General features: G+C 42.3%; 12 protein-coding genes and 5 tRNA genes. 13 read left to right on the plus strand and 4 right to left on the minus strand.

Annotation, left to right across the window (positions count from 1 at the left end; genetic code table 11):
* The first annotated feature begins 12 nt into the window (after positions 1-12).
* The 8 genes from pal (at position 13) to nadA (ending at position 3724) form a co-directional block, all read left to right on the plus strand.
* On the plus strand, positions 13-555 hold the full coding sequence (pal, locus tag K6Y31_RS18150) for a peptidoglycan-associated lipoprotein Pal (protein WP_233054349.1): 543 nt from the start codon (positions 13-15) through the stop codon (positions 553-555).
* A gap of 28 nt (positions 556-583) precedes the next feature.
* The gene (gene ybgF / locus K6Y31_RS18155) at positions 584-1309 is read left to right on the plus strand and encodes a tol-pal system protein YbgF (protein ID WP_233054351.1); all 726 of its coding nucleotides are present in this window, start codon (positions 584-586) and stop codon (positions 1307-1309) included.
* Positions 1310-1715: 406 nt separating this feature from the next.
* Positions 1716-1791: transfer RNA gene (locus K6Y31_RS18160), tRNA-Lys, on the plus strand.
* 56 nt (positions 1792-1847) lie between these two features.
* Positions 1848-1923, plus strand: a tRNA-Lys gene (locus K6Y31_RS18165).
* A 56-nt stretch (positions 1924-1979) separates the two neighbouring features.
* Positions 1980-2055: transfer RNA gene (locus K6Y31_RS18170), tRNA-Lys, on the plus strand.
* Positions 2056-2188: 133 nt separating this feature from the next.
* Positions 2189-2264, plus strand: a tRNA-Lys gene (locus K6Y31_RS18175).
* 234 nt (positions 2265-2498) lie between these two features.
* Positions 2499-2574 (plus strand) — tRNA-Lys (locus K6Y31_RS18180).
* A gap of 109 nt (positions 2575-2683) precedes the next feature.
* Complete coding sequence (gene nadA, locus K6Y31_RS18185; RefSeq protein ID WP_233054353.1) at positions 2684-3724, plus strand: quinolinate synthase NadA; 1041 nt, start codon at positions 2684-2686, stop codon at positions 3722-3724.
* A 126-nt stretch (positions 3725-3850) separates the two neighbouring features.
* On the opposite strand, the gene K6Y31_RS18190 is transcribed toward nadA, so the two are convergent.
* On the minus strand, positions 3851-4741 hold the full coding sequence (locus tag K6Y31_RS18190) for a D-hexose-6-phosphate mutarotase (protein WP_233054355.1): 891 nt from the start codon (positions 4739-4741) through the stop codon (positions 3851-3853).
* A 306-nt stretch (positions 4742-5047) separates the two neighbouring features.
* On the opposite strand from K6Y31_RS18190, the gene malQ reads away from it, so the two are divergent.
* Genes malQ through glgX form a run of 3 tightly spaced genes read left to right on the plus strand, consistent with a single transcriptional unit; the run spans position 5048 to position 11727 of the window.
* On the plus strand, positions 5048-7246 hold the full coding sequence (gene malQ / locus K6Y31_RS18195; RefSeq protein ID WP_233054357.1) for a 4-alpha-glucanotransferase: 2199 nt from the start codon (positions 5048-5050) through the stop codon (positions 7244-7246).
* Between the two features lie 57 nt (positions 7247-7303).
* A complete protein-coding gene (gene glgB, locus K6Y31_RS18200; RefSeq protein WP_233054359.1) occupies positions 7304-9631 on the plus strand; it encodes a 1,4-alpha-glucan branching protein GlgB in 2328 nt (775 codons plus the stop codon).
* Positions 9632-9636: 5 nt separating this feature from the next.
* Positions 9637-11727: a glycogen debranching protein GlgX gene (gene glgX / locus K6Y31_RS18205; protein WP_233054361.1), complete on the plus strand. Its 2091-nt coding sequence runs from the start codon at positions 9637-9639 to the stop codon at positions 11725-11727.
* Positions 11728-12149: 422 nt separating this feature from the next.
* Here glgX and K6Y31_RS18210 read toward each other — a convergent pair whose 3' ends face one another.
* Positions 12150-12728: a hypothetical protein gene (locus K6Y31_RS18210; RefSeq protein ID WP_233054363.1), complete on the minus strand. Its 579-nt coding sequence runs from the start codon at positions 12726-12728 to the stop codon at positions 12150-12152.
* Positions 12729-13251: 523 nt separating this feature from the next.
* Positions 13252-13455, minus strand: a complete 204-nt coding sequence (locus K6Y31_RS18215) for a hypothetical protein (protein ID WP_233054365.1) — start codon at positions 13453-13455, stop codon at positions 13252-13254.
* Positions 13456-13459: 4 nt separating this feature from the next.
* Between K6Y31_RS18215 and K6Y31_RS18220 the strand changes: the two genes are divergently transcribed.
* Positions 13460-13588 carry an IS66 family transposase gene (locus K6Y31_RS18220; RefSeq protein WP_233054367.1) on the plus strand — a complete coding sequence of 43 codons (129 nt, stop codon included), beginning with the start codon at positions 13460-13462 and terminating at the stop codon, positions 13586-13588.
* A gap of 161 nt (positions 13589-13749) precedes the next feature.
* On the opposite strand, the gene gap is transcribed toward K6Y31_RS18220, so the two are convergent.
* Entirely contained in the window at positions 13750-14745 is a 996-nt protein-coding gene (gene gap, locus K6Y31_RS18225) for a type I glyceraldehyde-3-phosphate dehydrogenase (protein ID WP_233054369.1), read from the minus strand.
* 551 nt (positions 14746-15296) lie between these two features.
* On the opposite strand from gap, the gene msrB reads away from it, so the two are divergent.
* On the plus strand, positions 15297-15695 hold the full coding sequence (msrB, locus tag K6Y31_RS18230; RefSeq protein ID WP_233054370.1) for a peptide-methionine (R)-S-oxide reductase MsrB: 399 nt from the start codon (positions 15297-15299) through the stop codon (positions 15693-15695).
* The last annotated feature ends 22 nt before the right edge of the window (positions 15696-15717 follow it).

The raw sequence follows: 15717 nt of genomic DNA on the forward strand, positions 1-15717 counted from the left end.
CAGGAATAATTTATGCAATTGAACAAAGTATTAAAGGGCTTAGCAATCACTCTTCCTTTAATGACGCTAGCGGCATGTAGCTCGAATGATAAAAAATTTGAAGACCAAAGTTCAGAAATGAGCAATGGTGCAGAAGTATCAGATGGCAGCAATAGTGGTGTTGATACAGATGCTATTTCACCAATGGATATGTCGTTTGAAGAAAAGCTGGCTGCGAAATACGGTCAAGCAATTTTAGAAAACACCATTTCTTTTGCTTATGACCAATCTGAGATTGCGCCTGAATACCGTGTTGTATTAAATGCCCATGCTCAGTATTTAGTTGAGTCACAAAAATCAGTAACGATTGAAGGGCACACCGATGAGCGTGGTACGCCAGAGTATAACATTGCACTGGGCGAACGCCGTGCATTGTCGGTTGTGCGTTACTTGCAAAGCATGGGCGTTCCTGCCACTCAGCTGAGCACAGTGAGCTACGGTGAAGAGAAACCTGCTAATTTTTCACATTCTGACGCGGCATATGCAGAAAACCGTCGCGCCGTACTAATTTACTAAGGATAAGCATCAGCTTATGCAAATTATAATGAAAACGGCCATCTCAGTGGCCGTTCTTTTTACAGCTGTGAGCACTTATGCCGCCGCACCGGTGACTGATGCTCGTAACAGTGGCAATAAGGGTGATCTTGAGACTCGTTTGAGTACCCTTGAGCGAATGATCGATGCGCGTAATCAAATGCAGTTTGATATCCAGCAACAGCTGAATCAGTTGCAAAGAGAAATGAACACTCTAACGGGATCAATGGAGCGCCAGAATCATAAAATTGAACAGATCCAAACGCGCCAACGCGAACTGTATCAGGAAATTGATAACAAGCTATCTCAACCCGCGGTGGTGGAGCCAGTTGCTGCCGCAACAGAGAGTACAGCACCTGTTAATGAAAAGTCAGCCTATGAAGATGCTGTGAAACTGGTGCTGCAAGATAAGCAATATGATCAAGCGATAGTGGCCTTCCAAGGTTTTATCTCAACTTACCCCGATTCAAGTTATGGCGCTAATGCGCATTATTGGCTTGGACAGCTATTATTTAATGCCGAGCAGCGTGAAGCTGCGAAAAAAGAATTTGATATTGTGGCGAGAAAATATCCAGATTCAAACAAGCGTGGCGAGGCGTTGTTAAAAAGTGGCATTATTGCTGAGTATTTAGGTAATAAAGCAGAGGCGATTAGTTTATATGATCAAGTCCTTTCTGATTATCCTGGATCATCTTCTGCAAAGTTAGCAGAACCACGAGTTTCAGCCTTAAAGTAAAAAAAATGTATCGCAATTGCTACTAATTTAGCTTGTTTGCCTGATAAGTAAGCAGTCGGGAAAAAAAATACATTTTTAAGTTGCACTGGATTTAGAAATCCGTAATATTAGCCGCCGTTGCCTAGGCGGCTTTGCTTAGCGGATTTAGGTGACAGTTTAAAGAATCTAAATCAGATTAGGTCGTTATAAGTAACTAACGTTCCATCTCTTAAGAGAAAAAGAAAATTTGGTTGTTAGTGTTGCAGTTGAAAGCGTAGAGCAGAACTGCGAAATTCAGCACTAGCATTCCAGCGAAAGAAAATTTTAAACAAAAATTCGGGTTGTTAGTGTTGCAGTTGAAAGCGTAGAGCAGAACTGCGAAATTCAGCACTAGCATTCCAGCGAAAGAAAATTTAAACAAAAATTCGGGTTGTTAGCTCAGTTGGTAGAGCAGTTGACTTTTAATCAATTGGTCGAAGGTTCAAATCCTTCACAACCCACCATATTTAAAACATCGGTTTGATGTTGAAGTAAGTAAGACAAAATTTAGAACAAATTCGGGTTGTTAGCTCAGTTGGTAGAGCAGTTGACTTTTAATCAATTGGTCGAAGGTTCAAATCCTTCACAACCCACCATATTTAAAACATCGGTTTGATGTTGAAGTAAGTAAGACAAAATTTAAAACGAACACGGGTTGTTAGCTCAGTTGGTAGAGCAGTTGACTTTTAATCAATTGGTCGAAGGTTCAAATCCTTCACAACCCACCATATTTAAAACATCGGTTTGATGTTGAAGCAAGATATAAAATTCGGGTTGTTAGTGTTGCAGTTGAAAGCGTAGAGCAGAACTGCGAGAGTCAGCGCTAGCATTCCAGCGAAAGAATAATTTAAACACAAATTCGGGTTGTTAGCTCAGTTGGTAGAGCAGTTGACTTTTAATCAATTGGTCGAAGGTTCAAATCCTTCACAACCCACCATATTTAAAACATCGGTTTGATGCTGAAATAAGTAAGACAAAATTTAGAACGAATACGGGTTGTTAGTGTTGCAGTTGAAAGCGTAGAGCAGAACTGCGAAAGTCAGCACTAGCATTCCAGCGAAAGAAAAATTTAGAACGAATACGGGTTGTTAGTGTTGCAGTTGAAAGCGTAGAGCAGAACTGCGAAAGTCAGCACTAGCATTCCAGCGAAAGAAAAATTTAGAACGAATACGGGTTGTTAGCTCAGTTGGTAGAGCAGTTGACTTTTAATCAATTGGTCGAAGGTTCAAATCCTTCACAACCCACCAAATCAAAAACCTCGCTATGGCGAGGTTTTTTCGTTTCTGCCTTCGTGGTTTTTCCTTTTGCTGCGTGTATAATGCTGCTCACTAGATCTCGTTAAAACGTGGACAGCAAATGAGCCAAATCGAACAAGCCATTATTGAATCAGATTATCCTTTTCCGCCTAAGCCGGCTGAATTATCAGAAGCAGAGCGCCAGGCTTACAAAGCGCGCATTAAGGCATTACTCATTGAAAAAAATGCAGTGCTGATTGCTCACTATTATACCGATCCTGAAATTCAAGCTTTAGCCGAAGAAACGGGTGGCTATGTTGCAGATTCATTAGAAATGGCACGCTTTGGCCGAGATCATAAAGCCGATACCTTGATTATTGCAGGTGTTAAATTTATGGGTGAGACGGCTAAAATTTTAACCCCCAATAAAAAAGTGCTGATGCCGACGCTTGAAGCAACGTGTTCACTGGATTTAGGTTGTCCGGTAGATAAGTTCTCTGAGTTTTGCGATCAACACCCTGATCATACCGTCGTTGTTTACGCCAATACATCTGCAGCGGTTAAAGCGCGTGCTGACTGGGTGGTCACTTCTGCCATTGCACTTGATATAGTTGAGCACTTAGACAGTGAAGGTAAGAAAATTATCTGGGGGCCAGATCGTCACCTAGGGGCTTACATCGAAAAGCAAACTGGCGCTGAAATGTTAATGTGGCAAGGTGCGTGTATTGTTCACGATGAATTTAAAGCGAAAGCCCTAAAAGACATGAAAGCGGTATACCCAGATGCTGCTGTGTTGGTTCACCCTGAATCACCGGCCAATATTGTTGAATTAGCCGATGCTGTCGGCTCAACGAGTCAGTTGATCAAAGCGGCTCACTCGCTGCCCAACAAAAAACTAATAGTGGCAACAGACCGAGGCATTTTTTATAAAATGCAGCAAGCTTGCCCAGATAAAGAATTAATAGAAGCACCTACTGCAGGCAGCGGCGCAACTTGTCGCACTTGTGCTCATTGTCCTTGGATGGCGATGAACGGCTTGCAAGCCATTGAGAAGTCATTAATTGATGCTACTGGGCATGAAGTATTTGTTGACCCAGAGCTTGCTAAGCAAGCGATGATCCCGCTGGATCGGATGTTGTCATTTGCTGCGAGTAATAAGTAGCAATGATTTAAAGAAAAAGGGGCCAAATTAGATTTGGCCCCTTTTTCTTTGTGCTTTACTTCATCTATGCTGTTGTAGTCAAATACGTTTTTTACGCTCTTTGGTTAGCATTATTAAGCGATGAGTTTAAGTAATAGATGTGCTCAGTATATGGGTTTGGCCGGGAGCAACTTCCACGGCTGTTCCTGTGATCGCTGCTTCCAAGCAAAGCATTGTTTGGTAGCCATCATCAGGCATATCGGCCATACCTCTTGCGCCCTCAACCCAAGGTGTCCAAGTAACGATGGTATCGTGTCCACTGCTTTGTATTGCAAGCTCGCGATCATAACCGCTATCCATTAATGTCACTTTATCTGTTGGCTCAATATAAAGAGAGTCAATCGGCCCCGCGATGGATAATTTTTCTGCGCCATTTTTCATACATTTATTGTCCAAGCTATCGACATAGGTAGGACCTAAACCTGCCACACTGGTTTTTTCAGGCGCAGATATATTCAGGTAGGTGTGAAGGGCGGCAAGGTAGGTTAATGATTCGTTACCGGTATTTTTCGTGGTGAGACTAAGTTGTACAGAGTCTCCGATAGTGGCCGTTAAAGTTAATTCAAACGAGTGAGGCCAAAGAGCTTGCGTGGCAGGCGTGTCGACCAGTTTAAAACTAATCGTAACAGCAGATTCGTCTTCCGATATATCCCCTAGTTGCCATTGAGTATTACGCGCAAAGCCATGAGACGGTAGGCCATTGCCTAATTCAGCTGCAGGCGCGCCAAACCAAGGCCAACAAATGGGCACGCCGCCGCGAATGGCTTTGTTATTATCAAAAACGGCCGTTTTACTTAGCCAAATAATAGGCGCTTTACCGGTTGGCTGAAAATGGATCAGGTGAGCTCCGTGTAATGTAAAGCACGCTTGCGCATTAGGATGAGCGATGCTGATAAATTCAACTTGGTTGGCGTCTGTCATCAGCTGCACAGATGGTGATAAAGGTTGTTTTGTCGTTAATTTTAAGTGGTCTATCATAAAACCTCATATAGCATTGAAAATTATGCTTTAATTGTTAGTTGATAAAAATGACAATGATGGATTAAGCTAATTGTTGTCTATTCTACCAGCGAGAGTCGTTATGAACAGCAGCTGCGCAATGGCTTTGTTTGTTTTAAATCAAACTCTAACCCGGTTATGTGACAAGGATAGCGACGAGAAAAAAGATAATTTTGAAACTGCGCCTTAATACTCAATGTTTTTTCTTTAGGTGCGTAATATAAGCTCCATCTTTTAATTTTATTATGAATTTTATTAATGGCTCAGCGTCAAAATGGGAGTGGTATGTCTAAAAGTCTACTTGAAAATCTGGCCAGCATTAAAGGAATTGACCCTCATTACACGGACGCCTGGGGCCGTCAAACACAAGCTAGTCCAGAAGTAGTTACTCGTATTTTATCGGCGATGGGCTGTGACGTAGCGCCAGAACGATTAGAGGCTGAGATTGGTGAGGCGATAAAAGATCATTGGTTATCTAGCCTTGACCCGGTGATATTGGCTTATGTTGACGAATCTTTGCAGTTTGAGCTCAAACTGCCGATGGAGTTTGTCGCTGAAACCCTTAGTTATGAAATTGAAACGGAATCTGGAGCAACGTTAAAGGGCGAATTTAGTCCTGTTGATGGACAGTTGTTAGCCATTGAACATTTTGATGACGTTGAATTTCAAGCCTACTCTATTGCGTTACCTGTGCAACTGGAAATGGGATATCACGATTTACGTATTTTTGATCCTCAAGTAGAAGATGCCCTTGGCATTAGCCGACTAATTATAGCCCCTCGAGCTTGTTTTACGCCTGAGTCGATGGTATCGGGTAAGCGAATTTGGGGGGTGAGCGTTCAGCTATATGGGTTACGTAGTAAAGAAAACTGGGGGATTGGTGACTTTAGTGATTTAAAGCACCTGCTAAAACAAATTAAACAACAAGGTGGTGACTTTGTTGGGTTAAACCCTATTCATGCTCTCTACCCGATGATGCCTAATAATGCCAGTCCTTATAGTCCTTCTTCACGGCAATGGCTAAATATTATTTATATTGATGTGGCAGTGGTTCCTGAATTTGTCGCCAGTGAAGCGGCACAAAGCCTATTTAACAGTGGCTTGTTTCAAGACAAGCTAGCCTATGCTCGATGCGTTGATGATGTCGATTATGCCTTGGTACATGAGCTAAAACTGGGCGCACTTAAGTTAGCCTACGAGACCTTTAAGCAAGACATTGCAAATAAAACTCAGCGCGCTAAAACGTTTCAGCAGTTTGTTGCTGATAAAGGGGACGCTTTGATGCAGCAAGCGGTATTTGACGCGCTGCATGAATCGCTATTAAAAAAAGATGCTAATGCTTGGGGCTGGCCTGCCTGGCCTGAGGCGTTACAGGATTACCATAGTAGCGAAGTGAGCGAGTGGCGTGAGCAGCATCAAGATGAGGTTCAATTTTGGGCTTATTTACAGTGGCTAGCCGATGAGCAATTAACTCAAGCCGATGCGGTTGCGCAATCTCTAGGAATGGAAATTGGCATATACCGTGATTTAGCAGTAGGTGTTGCGTCGGGTGGCAGCGAAATATGGGCGAATAAGCAAGATTATTGCACTCAGGCTACCGTGGGTGCGCCGCCTGATGTGCTGGGGCCTCGGGGGCAAAACTGGGGATTGCCGCCACTTGACCCGACACGATTAGTTGAGGATGGCTTTCATGCCTTTATCAAGCTATTACAATCCAATATGAAAGCTTGCGGTGCTTTGCGTATTGATCACGTTATGGCTTTATTACGGCTTTGGTGGGTGCCAGCAGGCGACAGCGCCGCTAATGGGGTATATGTTTATTATCCTGTTGAGTTAATGCTGGCTATCTTAGCCCTTGAAAGTCAACGCAATCAATGCCTTGTTATAGGTGAAGACTTAGGTACCGTACCTGATGGAATGGATGAACTGTTAAAAAATGCAGGCGTTTATTCATACCGTGTATTTTGCTTTGAAACCGCTGCAGACGGCGGTTATATCTCGCCTTCTCATTATCCCGAGCAGGCGATGGCCACGGTTGTTACACATGATATGCCAACCCTAAAAGGATATTGGCACTGTGATGACCTTACCTTAGGTAAAACCTTAGGTTTATATCCCTCTCAGGACTTAGTTGATCAGCTCATATCTGATCGCCATCAGTCTAAGCAAATGATGTTAAATAGCTTGTTTGGTCATCAAGCGTTACCTTCGCATATTCCGGAATGTGTTGATTTTGTTGGCATGGATCGCGATTTAAGCTTTGGCATCCAACAACATTTGGCGCACGCTAAATCGTTATTGCTTAGCTTACAGTTAGAAGACTTTTTGGAAATGGATAAACCAGTCAATGTACCGGGAACCAGTGATGAGTACCCGAATTGGCGCCGCAAATTAAGTTGCGATCTGGATGATATTTTTAGTCAGCCTCAGATCCAACAACTCAGTAAAAATATCAGTGATGCACGCAGTAACGCAGCTGAATAACCTCTCGTGGTAATGCTAAAGGCATTACCAATTGATTTTTAACGATTAGAGTACGATATGACGACAACCTCGAGAACCGCTAAAAAAACAACGCGTGCAACCAGTAAAGCTAACCCCGCCGAAACTAAAACTGGCGCTAAAGCGAAGCAATCAGCCCAAGCTACTCGCCAAGTGAAGAAAAAAGAAAATGCCCATCCATTACTGACTACGCTAGAGAGCGCATGTTTAAGCCATCCTTTTGAGCATTTAGGTTTATTACCTCAGGAGCAGGGGTTTTTATTACGTGCTTGGTTACCTGATGCAACCTCAGTAGAAGTTTATGGCTTAGAAGATAATGAGAAGCCGATAGCAAGCTTAAACAAGATAGGTAGCGAGGGTATTTTTGAATATGCATTCCCTCAAGCAGATACCAGATTTAATTACCGCCTAGTGGCTAGCTATGCTAAAGGTGACTCACATAGCTTTATTGACCCGTACCAATTTCATGAACAAGCTTACGCCGGTCTTAGCACCATGACGCATCGACCACAAAACTTGTACCAAGTGCTCGGCGCACAAATCATGTCGTTAGACTTAAATGGTGAAGGGATTGTTGGAACACGTTTTGCTGTGTTTGCGCCAAGTGCCAGTAGCGTAAGCCTGATTGGTGATTTTAACCATTGGGATGGTCGCAAGCATCCGATGCAACGTAGCTTATGTGGTCACTGGGTGTTATTTGTGCCGGGCTTAGCTGCGGGCGAAAAATACAAATACGAATTGAAAGATCCGATGGGAAATCGCTTACCGCACAAAGCTGACCCTGTTGGTTTTTATGCTGATCAATATCCTTCACATGCCTCTGTTGTATATGACCACTCGCAATACCAATGGCAAGATCAGGCATGGATAGCGTCGCAAAAAAATGACAAACGCTACAGTGCGATGAATATTTATGAGGTGCACTTAGGGTCGTGGCGTCGCAAGCCTGACGACAAAAAAGGGACTCGCTTTTTAACCTACGATGAGCTTTCAGTTGAGTTAATTCAATATATAAAAGACATGGGCTATACCCATATTGAGGTGATGCCGGTTTCTGAATTTCCATTTGATGGCTCTTGGGGGTATCAGCCTGTTGGTATGTTTGCTCCTACTAGTCGCTTTGGTGATCCCGATGCATTTAAACGTTTTGTCGATTTATGTCACCAAAGCGATATTGGCGTGATCATTGATTGGGTGCCCGCACACTTTCCGTCAGATCCGCACGGCTTAGCGCGTTTTGATGGTACACCATTGTATGAGTATGAAGATCCTCGTCGTGGCTGGCATCCAGATTGGAACTCTTACATCTACGATTTTGGTAATGACAATGTGCGCCAATTTTTGGTTGCTAGTGCATTATTTTGGATCGATAAGTTTCATGTTGATGGCCTACGTGTTGATGCGGTTGCCTCAATGTTATATTGGGATTATTCACGTAATGAAGGTGAATGGGTGCCCAACGTTGATGGTGGTAATCATAATTACGAGGCAATCAGCTTGTTACGCTGGACTAATGAGGAAGTATATTCACAGTATCCTCATGCCATGACCATTGCTGAAGAGTCAACGGCTTTTGCTGGCGTATCTAAACCGACATTTGAAGGAGGCCTAGGCTTTGGCTTTAAATGGAATATGGGCTGGATGCATGACTCATTAGAGTACATGTCAACGGATCCTATGTATCGTAAATATCATCATAATGAAATGACCTTCTCGATGGTCTATCACTACAATGAGCATTTTATTTTGCCGTTGTCCCATGATGAAGTGGTTCATGGTAAACAGTCACTACTGGGCAAAATGCCGGGTGATGAATGGCAGGCTGCTGCTAACTTACGAGCTTATGTTGGTTTTATGTTTGCCCATCCGGGCAAAAAATTGAATTTTATGGGTAATGAGCTGGCACAATCGTTTGAGTGGAATCATAACGAGCAGATTGGCTGGTGGTTACTGGAGTTTGATAAGCACCAAGGTCATCAATTGCTTTGCAAAGATCTTAACCACTTTTATAAAAATGAAAGTGCGATGTATGAGGCTGATTACCAACCGCAAGGTTTTGTCTGGCTTGACCATCAAGATGGTGACCATTCAATGTACGCCTTTATACGCCAAAATTTAGATAAAACTCATCAAGTGATTGTTGTGTCTAACTTTACGCCTATGCCGCGTGAGCAATATCGAGTTGGCGTGCCCAGTGTTGGCGAATATGAGTTAGTGATTAATACCGACAGTGAGTATTACTGGGGCAGTAATTATGATGCAGGGATGATCTTTAATGCCAGTGATGTAGCTCATCAAGGGCAGCCTCACTCTTTGTTAATTGACGTGCCGCCATTGGCAACTATTTACTTGCGTAAAAAGGCATAATAATTATGAGTTTAGTATCAAGTCAGTACGCGCCTCAAGCATGTAAGCCTAGAGAGCACCATTTTCTGCAATCTGAGGGGCGGATCCTGCCTTTAGGGGCCGATCTGACTGATACGGGTTGTAATTTTTCTATCTACAGTAACAGCTGCCGGATCTGGTTGCTGTTATTTGATGATAACAATCAAGAGATTACACGCTTCAAATTAATAGAAAAGCGCGGTAAATTTTGGTCCACTTTTATTCAAGGGGTTAAAGCGGGGCAAAACTATGGTTATTTGGTTGAATCTGATAATCCAACTATCCATAACAAGCTATTGATTGACCCCTATGCCAAAGCCTTAAATCAAGCACTGGAGTGGCGTCCTGAGATTGAGCGGCCTAACAACCATTGTTGGGTGGCTAAGTCTGTGGTGGTAGACGACAGTTTTGATTGGCAAGGTGTGGAAAAACCAAAGCTTAAAGATAGTGATGTGATTCTTTATGAGTTACATGTTAAAGGGTTCACTTGGCTTAATCCTCAGGTACCTGTTGAGTTACGCGGGACTTACCTTGGGTTAAGTCACCCCAGTGTGATTGCGCACTTGACGTCATTAGGCGTAAAGTCGGTCCAGATCATGCCTGTGGCAAGTTTTATGGCTGAGCCGCGATTGATGGATTTAAACTTAACTAATTATTGGGGCTATAACCCGATTAATTTCTTTGCTCCGGACCCTCGTTACGCCATAAATGATGCCGTTGTTGAATTTAAAACCATGGTTCGTCAATTTCATGCTGCTGGTATTGAAGTGATCCTTGATGTGGTGTTTAACCATACGGCGGAGGGGGGCGATGGTGGCCCTGTTTTAAGTTACAAGGGGTTAGCTGAAAATAGCTATTACTATTTTGATAACATGGATAACGCCGACTTACCTAAGCGGCATGCTAATTTTACCGGTTGTGGCAACACTGTTAACCTTGATTTACCTTGGACATTAAAGTTGACGCTTGATGCTCTGCGTTACTGGAGCAGTGAGATGCAAGTCGACGGCTTTCGCTTTGATTTAGCCGTTACATTAGCGCGAGAAAGAGGCTGTTTTGAACCTTATAGCGCATTTTTTAAGGCCCTATTTCAAGACCCAACATTAAGTCAGGTTCGACTCATTGCTGAGCCTTGGGATATTGGCCCTGGCGGCTATCGGTTGGGACAATTCCCGAGCAATTGGTATGAGTGTAACGATCGTTACCGTGACAATATTCGAGCTTTTTGGCGCGGCGATTCAGGTCAAATAGCGGAATTTGCCACTCGGATCTTGGGCTCTCGTGATATCTTTCCAAAAAACAAACGCAGTATTCATAGCAGTATTAACTACTTATGTTATCACGACGGTTTTACACTTGAAGATTTAGTCAGCTATGAAAATCGTCACAATCAAGCGAACGGCGAAAACAGTCGTGATGGCCATGGTCATAATCTATCGAGTAATGGCGGGGTGGAAGGACCTAGTTTTGATTCGCGCGTTAAACAGTCCCGAGCGCAATTAAAGCGTAACTTAATTGCTACTTTGTTTTTGTCTCAAGGCACGCCACACTTTTTAGGTGGCGACGAAATAGGCCGTACTCAACAGGGCAATAATAATGCTTATTGCCAAGATAATGAGATAAGTTGGGTTGACTGGAACTTGGACAGTGTAAAGCAGGCAGAGCTTGCTTTTACCAAGCAAATGATTCAACTACGGTTACAATCGAGTGTATTTTCGCAACTTAGTTTAGTCGATGATGGCTTTCAGCTGCATACCGATGCAGTAGAAGCGCGTTGGTATCATCCAGATGGTCATTTTATGCAAAAAAGCCAATGGCACAGTGCCACTGCGCAAGTGTTACAGCTTGAGCTTGAGTCGTCTGAAGAGCACTGGTTATTAGTTTTTAACGCTTCTGAGTATGATGTATCCGTTGAGTTTCCAACCATTAAAGCAAACTTAGTTAATTGGCAATTGGTTATGGACACCTCTCTTAACGATGGCATGTTGATGCAATCTAACCAAGTCATGCCAAAGCTGGGCACGAGTTTCGCTCACTCGATTATGTTGTTAAGTGCTAAAGAGTTTATTCCGGATTAGTGCCAAGTGCAATTCCATCGAAAAAAAGCTCGCAATGTGCGGGCTTTAAGATGCTAGCTTATCGCTGCTAAGTATTAATTAACCTGAACTCGGGATAAAAAATAAGGGAACTAAAAGCTGGCTCTGGGATCAGATCTTTCAACCAAGAGATACTCACCGCGAAGTAACCAGCTATGTATAAAATAGTAGACTTATTTTGCCATGTCGATGACTTTTGTCAGGCTTTCTACCTCAGTGGCAAAAGCTTCAGCTTGAAAGTAGTGATCGCATAGGTTTTGATTCGAATCTAATCGCTTACGATATCCAGCCAGTCGCTGTTTCTTGGCAAAGCATTGGAGCAAGGCCAGCATAAGCAGGTACTTTCATTAAATCGGAGGAAAGGACGCTATGCTACTAACAGCAAATTAACTTATTGAAAAAATCTATTCAAAAAATAAAGCGAACACTGATACAGCACCAATAAATCCGTTTAACGTCATGACAAAGCTAAATACTAAAGGTGTTAATGCTGCTCTTTCAGAACCGAGCAGCTTTATTACCAGAGAAAACAAAAATAGAAACGGTCCCACTATCATTTGAATCAAAAAAATCAGAGAAATAGGCTCATACCATTTCATCTCAATGAAGTCCCCCTTTGTGAAAAAAGCTGTAGACGTTAGCATTTCCGGAATATTCAGCGCATCAATCAGTAAAACCCCACAAACCAGTATTGCAAAGCTAGATGCACGATGCTTATTGGCTAAAGGGGCTACATGCCATAACGTGAGGATAAGTATCATTATTGATAACAGTATCGCAGCTAAGTATGCAAAAACTGTTAACCCATTAAAGTTACTCAATGAAAGAATAAACCCAACATTAAGGAATGAGTGTATGCCTAAAATTAAACAAGCACCAACCCAGATGTATTTTATATAAGGTAAACGTTGGGCAAGGCCGCGTGTTTTAAAGTAGGTTAAATAACGAATGAGATTAATTGGTGTACCTAACCCAATCACCAATAGCAACAACTTGCTCGAAATCTCAGTTGGCGAGACCAACCAATATAGTGGGGATACCAACAATAGAGTAAGAAATACTAGCGTCCATCGACTTTTCATTCGCTCCACTAATGCTGATCCCCTTTTAGTCTAATTCTTTGAGTTAGAGCCGCGTAGTAACTGACATTACATCTAACTCAGTAATTGCTTCGTTAGCTTTTACTGTCATAGCTTCCATATCTTCTGCTGGAATATAGGAACCACTTAGATTTGTGATTCATTGATTAAATTCCTTCAAATAATTCTGGGCCGAGACAACGTCATTGTTTTTGATGGTTACATCTATTACATCTAGACGATAAAGCAAAATGCTTTTGATTAAATCAGATATATCGGCTTTATTTATGTTACAAGTTCACGCAATTCAGCCATAAGGTCATCGATGTCAATTGGGCTTGCTTCGACAGCCAGCGTACAGTTTGCTTGGACAGAGTAATCAGTACCTGTAACGTAGAGATTATAGCATTTCGCTTCTACTGAACGATCAATAGCAAAGCTGACGGAAGCCAACTGCCTCGTCGTAATCATTCAAACCAACGTATGGGTTATCAATCACTTCGATGACGTATTCTGTTGGTGTTGCAGTAACAGAGCTTGTTGCCACTTCTATGTAAAGGTTATCAGTATTTGGCTGTTCAAAGTCGCTAGGTTTGGATGTGGTGCCGATATAAGCGGGGCGTAAAAGCAAAGGAATGAAGAAAGCTTATTTCTGGCCCATTTATGGGGAGCAGGATGAAATCGCCATTACTTGGTCAACCGGTCGAGGAATGTTGTATGTTCAGCAACAACTGACCGACTTCACCGGTTCGTCAGGGCTTTAAGATGCTAGCTTATCGCTACTAAGTATTAATTACTTAGAGATCTGAGCGATTAGGCCTAGCACTTTGTTTGCTGTGTTACATGAGTCCGATTTCGTTAGTCTAAATTGAGGTACAAAAAAACCCGCACTTGGCGGGTTTTATCTATTCTTAAGAACTAATGCTTACTTAGAGATGTGAGCGATTAGGTCTAGAACTTTATTTGAGTAACCGATTTCGTTGTCGTACCAAGATACAACTTTAACGAATTTGTCAGTTAGAGCAACACCCGCTTTAGCATCGAATACTGAAGTTTGAGTTTCGCCAATGAAGTCTTGAGAAACTACTTGGTCTTCAGTGTAACCTAGAACGCCAGCCATTTCGCCTTCAGACGCAGCTTTCATTGCAGCACAAATTTCTTCGTAAGTTGCAGCGTTGTTTAGGTTAACTGTTAGGTCAACTACAGAAACGTTAGCAGTTGGTACGCGGAAAGCCATACCAGTTAGCTTGCCGTTTAGTTCTGGAAGAACTACGCCAACAGCTTTAGCAGCACCAGTTGAAGATGGGATGATGTTTTGAGAAGCACCACGACCACCGCGCCAGTCTTTAGCGGAAGGACCGTCTACAGTTTTTTGAGTAGCTGTCGTTGCGTGAACAGTAGTCATTAGACCTGACTCAATGCCCCACTTGTCGTTAAGTACTTTAGCGATAGGAGCAAGACAGTTAGTAGTACAAGAAGCGTTAGAAACGATGTCTTGACCAGCGTAAGAAGCTTGGTTAACGCCCATTACGAACATTGGAGTTGCGTCTTTAGAAGGACCAGTAAGAACAACTTTCTTAGCACCAGCAGTGATGTGCTTACGTGCAGTCTCGTCAGTTAGGAAAAGACCAGTTGCTTCAGCAACTACGTCAACGTTGATTGCATCCCATTTTAGGTCTTCTGGGTTACGCTCAGCTGTTACACGTACAGTTTTACCGTTAACGATTAGGTTACCGCCTTCAACTTCAACAGTACCGTTGAAACGGCCGTGAGTTGAGTCGTACTTAAGCATGTATGCCATGTAATCAACGTCGATTAGATCGTTAATACCTACAACTTCGATGTCGTTACGCTCTTGTGCAGCGCGGAATACAAAACGTCCGATACGACCGAAGCCGTTGATACCTACTTTAATAGTCATCTTTTAAGATCCTTACAGGTTTGTTTTAACTGGAAACTGTGGTGATACTACCTAAATCAAAGGCTGCTAAACTTGATTCGTATCAAACTTACGCCTTTGATGTTAAATCCTTTCATTTGCAATGCTTAAAATAGAAAAAAACCGTGTTTTTGTCGTTTTTACGCATTGCCTTTCGTTATTTTCCTACATTAATTCATATCAGAATGAACAACAAGTGTTAATTTTTGCACTTAGGCTACTTGTTGATTCATGACAAACAAGGTGACAATATGTGAAATGTAAGAAAATGAAAGTAACTAACAAATAGTTAGTAATGTTACAAAATTTAAGATGAAATTTAAGCCAATAAAGGTGATTTTGCAAGTTTTTTTACTACATAAATTAAGTTTGCAATGAAACCAAGCTGCCTGTCTACTACGTATTACTCTATGATAAATAATATGATTAGCATAAATTTTATGTTTTTTATTGCGGGTTTTTATAGTCGAATATACTTTCAATAATGAATAAATACCTACTTTACTTTTAATTTGAATAGCGAGGCGTTTTTTATGTCTAAATCTGCGGAGTTCTGGCGCGATAAACTCACACCTGAGCAGTATAAAATCTGTTTCGAAAAAGGTACCGAGGCCCCATTTAGCGGGCAGTTGTTACACAATAGAGACACAGGTTCTTACCACTGTGTATGCTGCGGACAAGCATTGTTTGCGTCGGAAAATAAGTTTGACTCTGGCTGTGGTTGGCCTTCTTTTGATTTGGCTTTAGCTGATGCAATACGTTATCTAGAAGATCAGAGTCACGGTATGACTCGTGTTGAAGTGCAATGCAGTAAATGCCATGCGCACTTAGGTCATGTATTTGATGATGGGCCGACGCTAACACACAAACGCTATTGTATTAATTCGGTCAGTATGAGCTTTAATGGTACAGCAAACAAAGATAAAGCCTGAATAGACAGGCTCCTTCCTCTTT

Origin of the sequence: Motilimonas cestriensis, from assembly GCF_021295315.1 — a bacterium.
GTDB lineage: Bacteria > Pseudomonadota > Gammaproteobacteria > Enterobacterales > CBDFNC01 > Motilimonas > Motilimonas cestriensis.

What these genes read in the sequence shown, in the direction of transcription:
- glgB (WP_233054359.1), top strand. Translation starts at nt 7,304, where the DNA reads ATGACGACAACCTCGAGAACCGCTAAAAAAACAACGCGTGCAACCAGT.
- K6Y31_RS18220 (WP_233054367.1), top strand. Translation starts at nt 13,460, where the DNA reads ATGAAGAAAGCTTATTTCTGGCCCATTTATGGGGAGCAGGATGAAATC.
- msrB (WP_233054370.1), top strand. Translation starts at nt 15,297, where the DNA reads ATGTCTAAATCTGCGGAGTTCTGGCGCGATAAACTCACACCTGAGCAG.
- ybgF (WP_233054351.1), top strand. Translation starts at nt 584, where the DNA reads ATGAAAACGGCCATCTCAGTGGCCGTTCTTTTTACAGCTGTGAGCACT.
- K6Y31_RS18190 (WP_233054355.1), bottom strand. Translation starts at nt 4,741, where the DNA reads ATGATAGACCACTTAAAATTAACGACAAAACAACCTTTATCACCATCT.
- gap (WP_233054369.1), bottom strand. Translation starts at nt 14,745, where the DNA reads ATGACTATTAAAGTAGGTATCAACGGCTTCGGTCGTATCGGACGTTTT.
- nadA (WP_233054353.1), top strand. Translation starts at nt 2,684, where the DNA reads ATGAGCCAAATCGAACAAGCCATTATTGAATCAGATTATCCTTTTCCG.
- glgX (WP_233054361.1), top strand. Translation starts at nt 9,637, where the DNA reads ATGAGTTTAGTATCAAGTCAGTACGCGCCTCAAGCATGTAAGCCTAGA.
- malQ (WP_233054357.1), top strand. Translation starts at nt 5,048, where the DNA reads ATGTCTAAAAGTCTACTTGAAAATCTGGCCAGCATTAAAGGAATTGAC.
- pal (WP_233054349.1), top strand. Translation starts at nt 13, where the DNA reads ATGCAATTGAACAAAGTATTAAAGGGCTTAGCAATCACTCTTCCTTTA.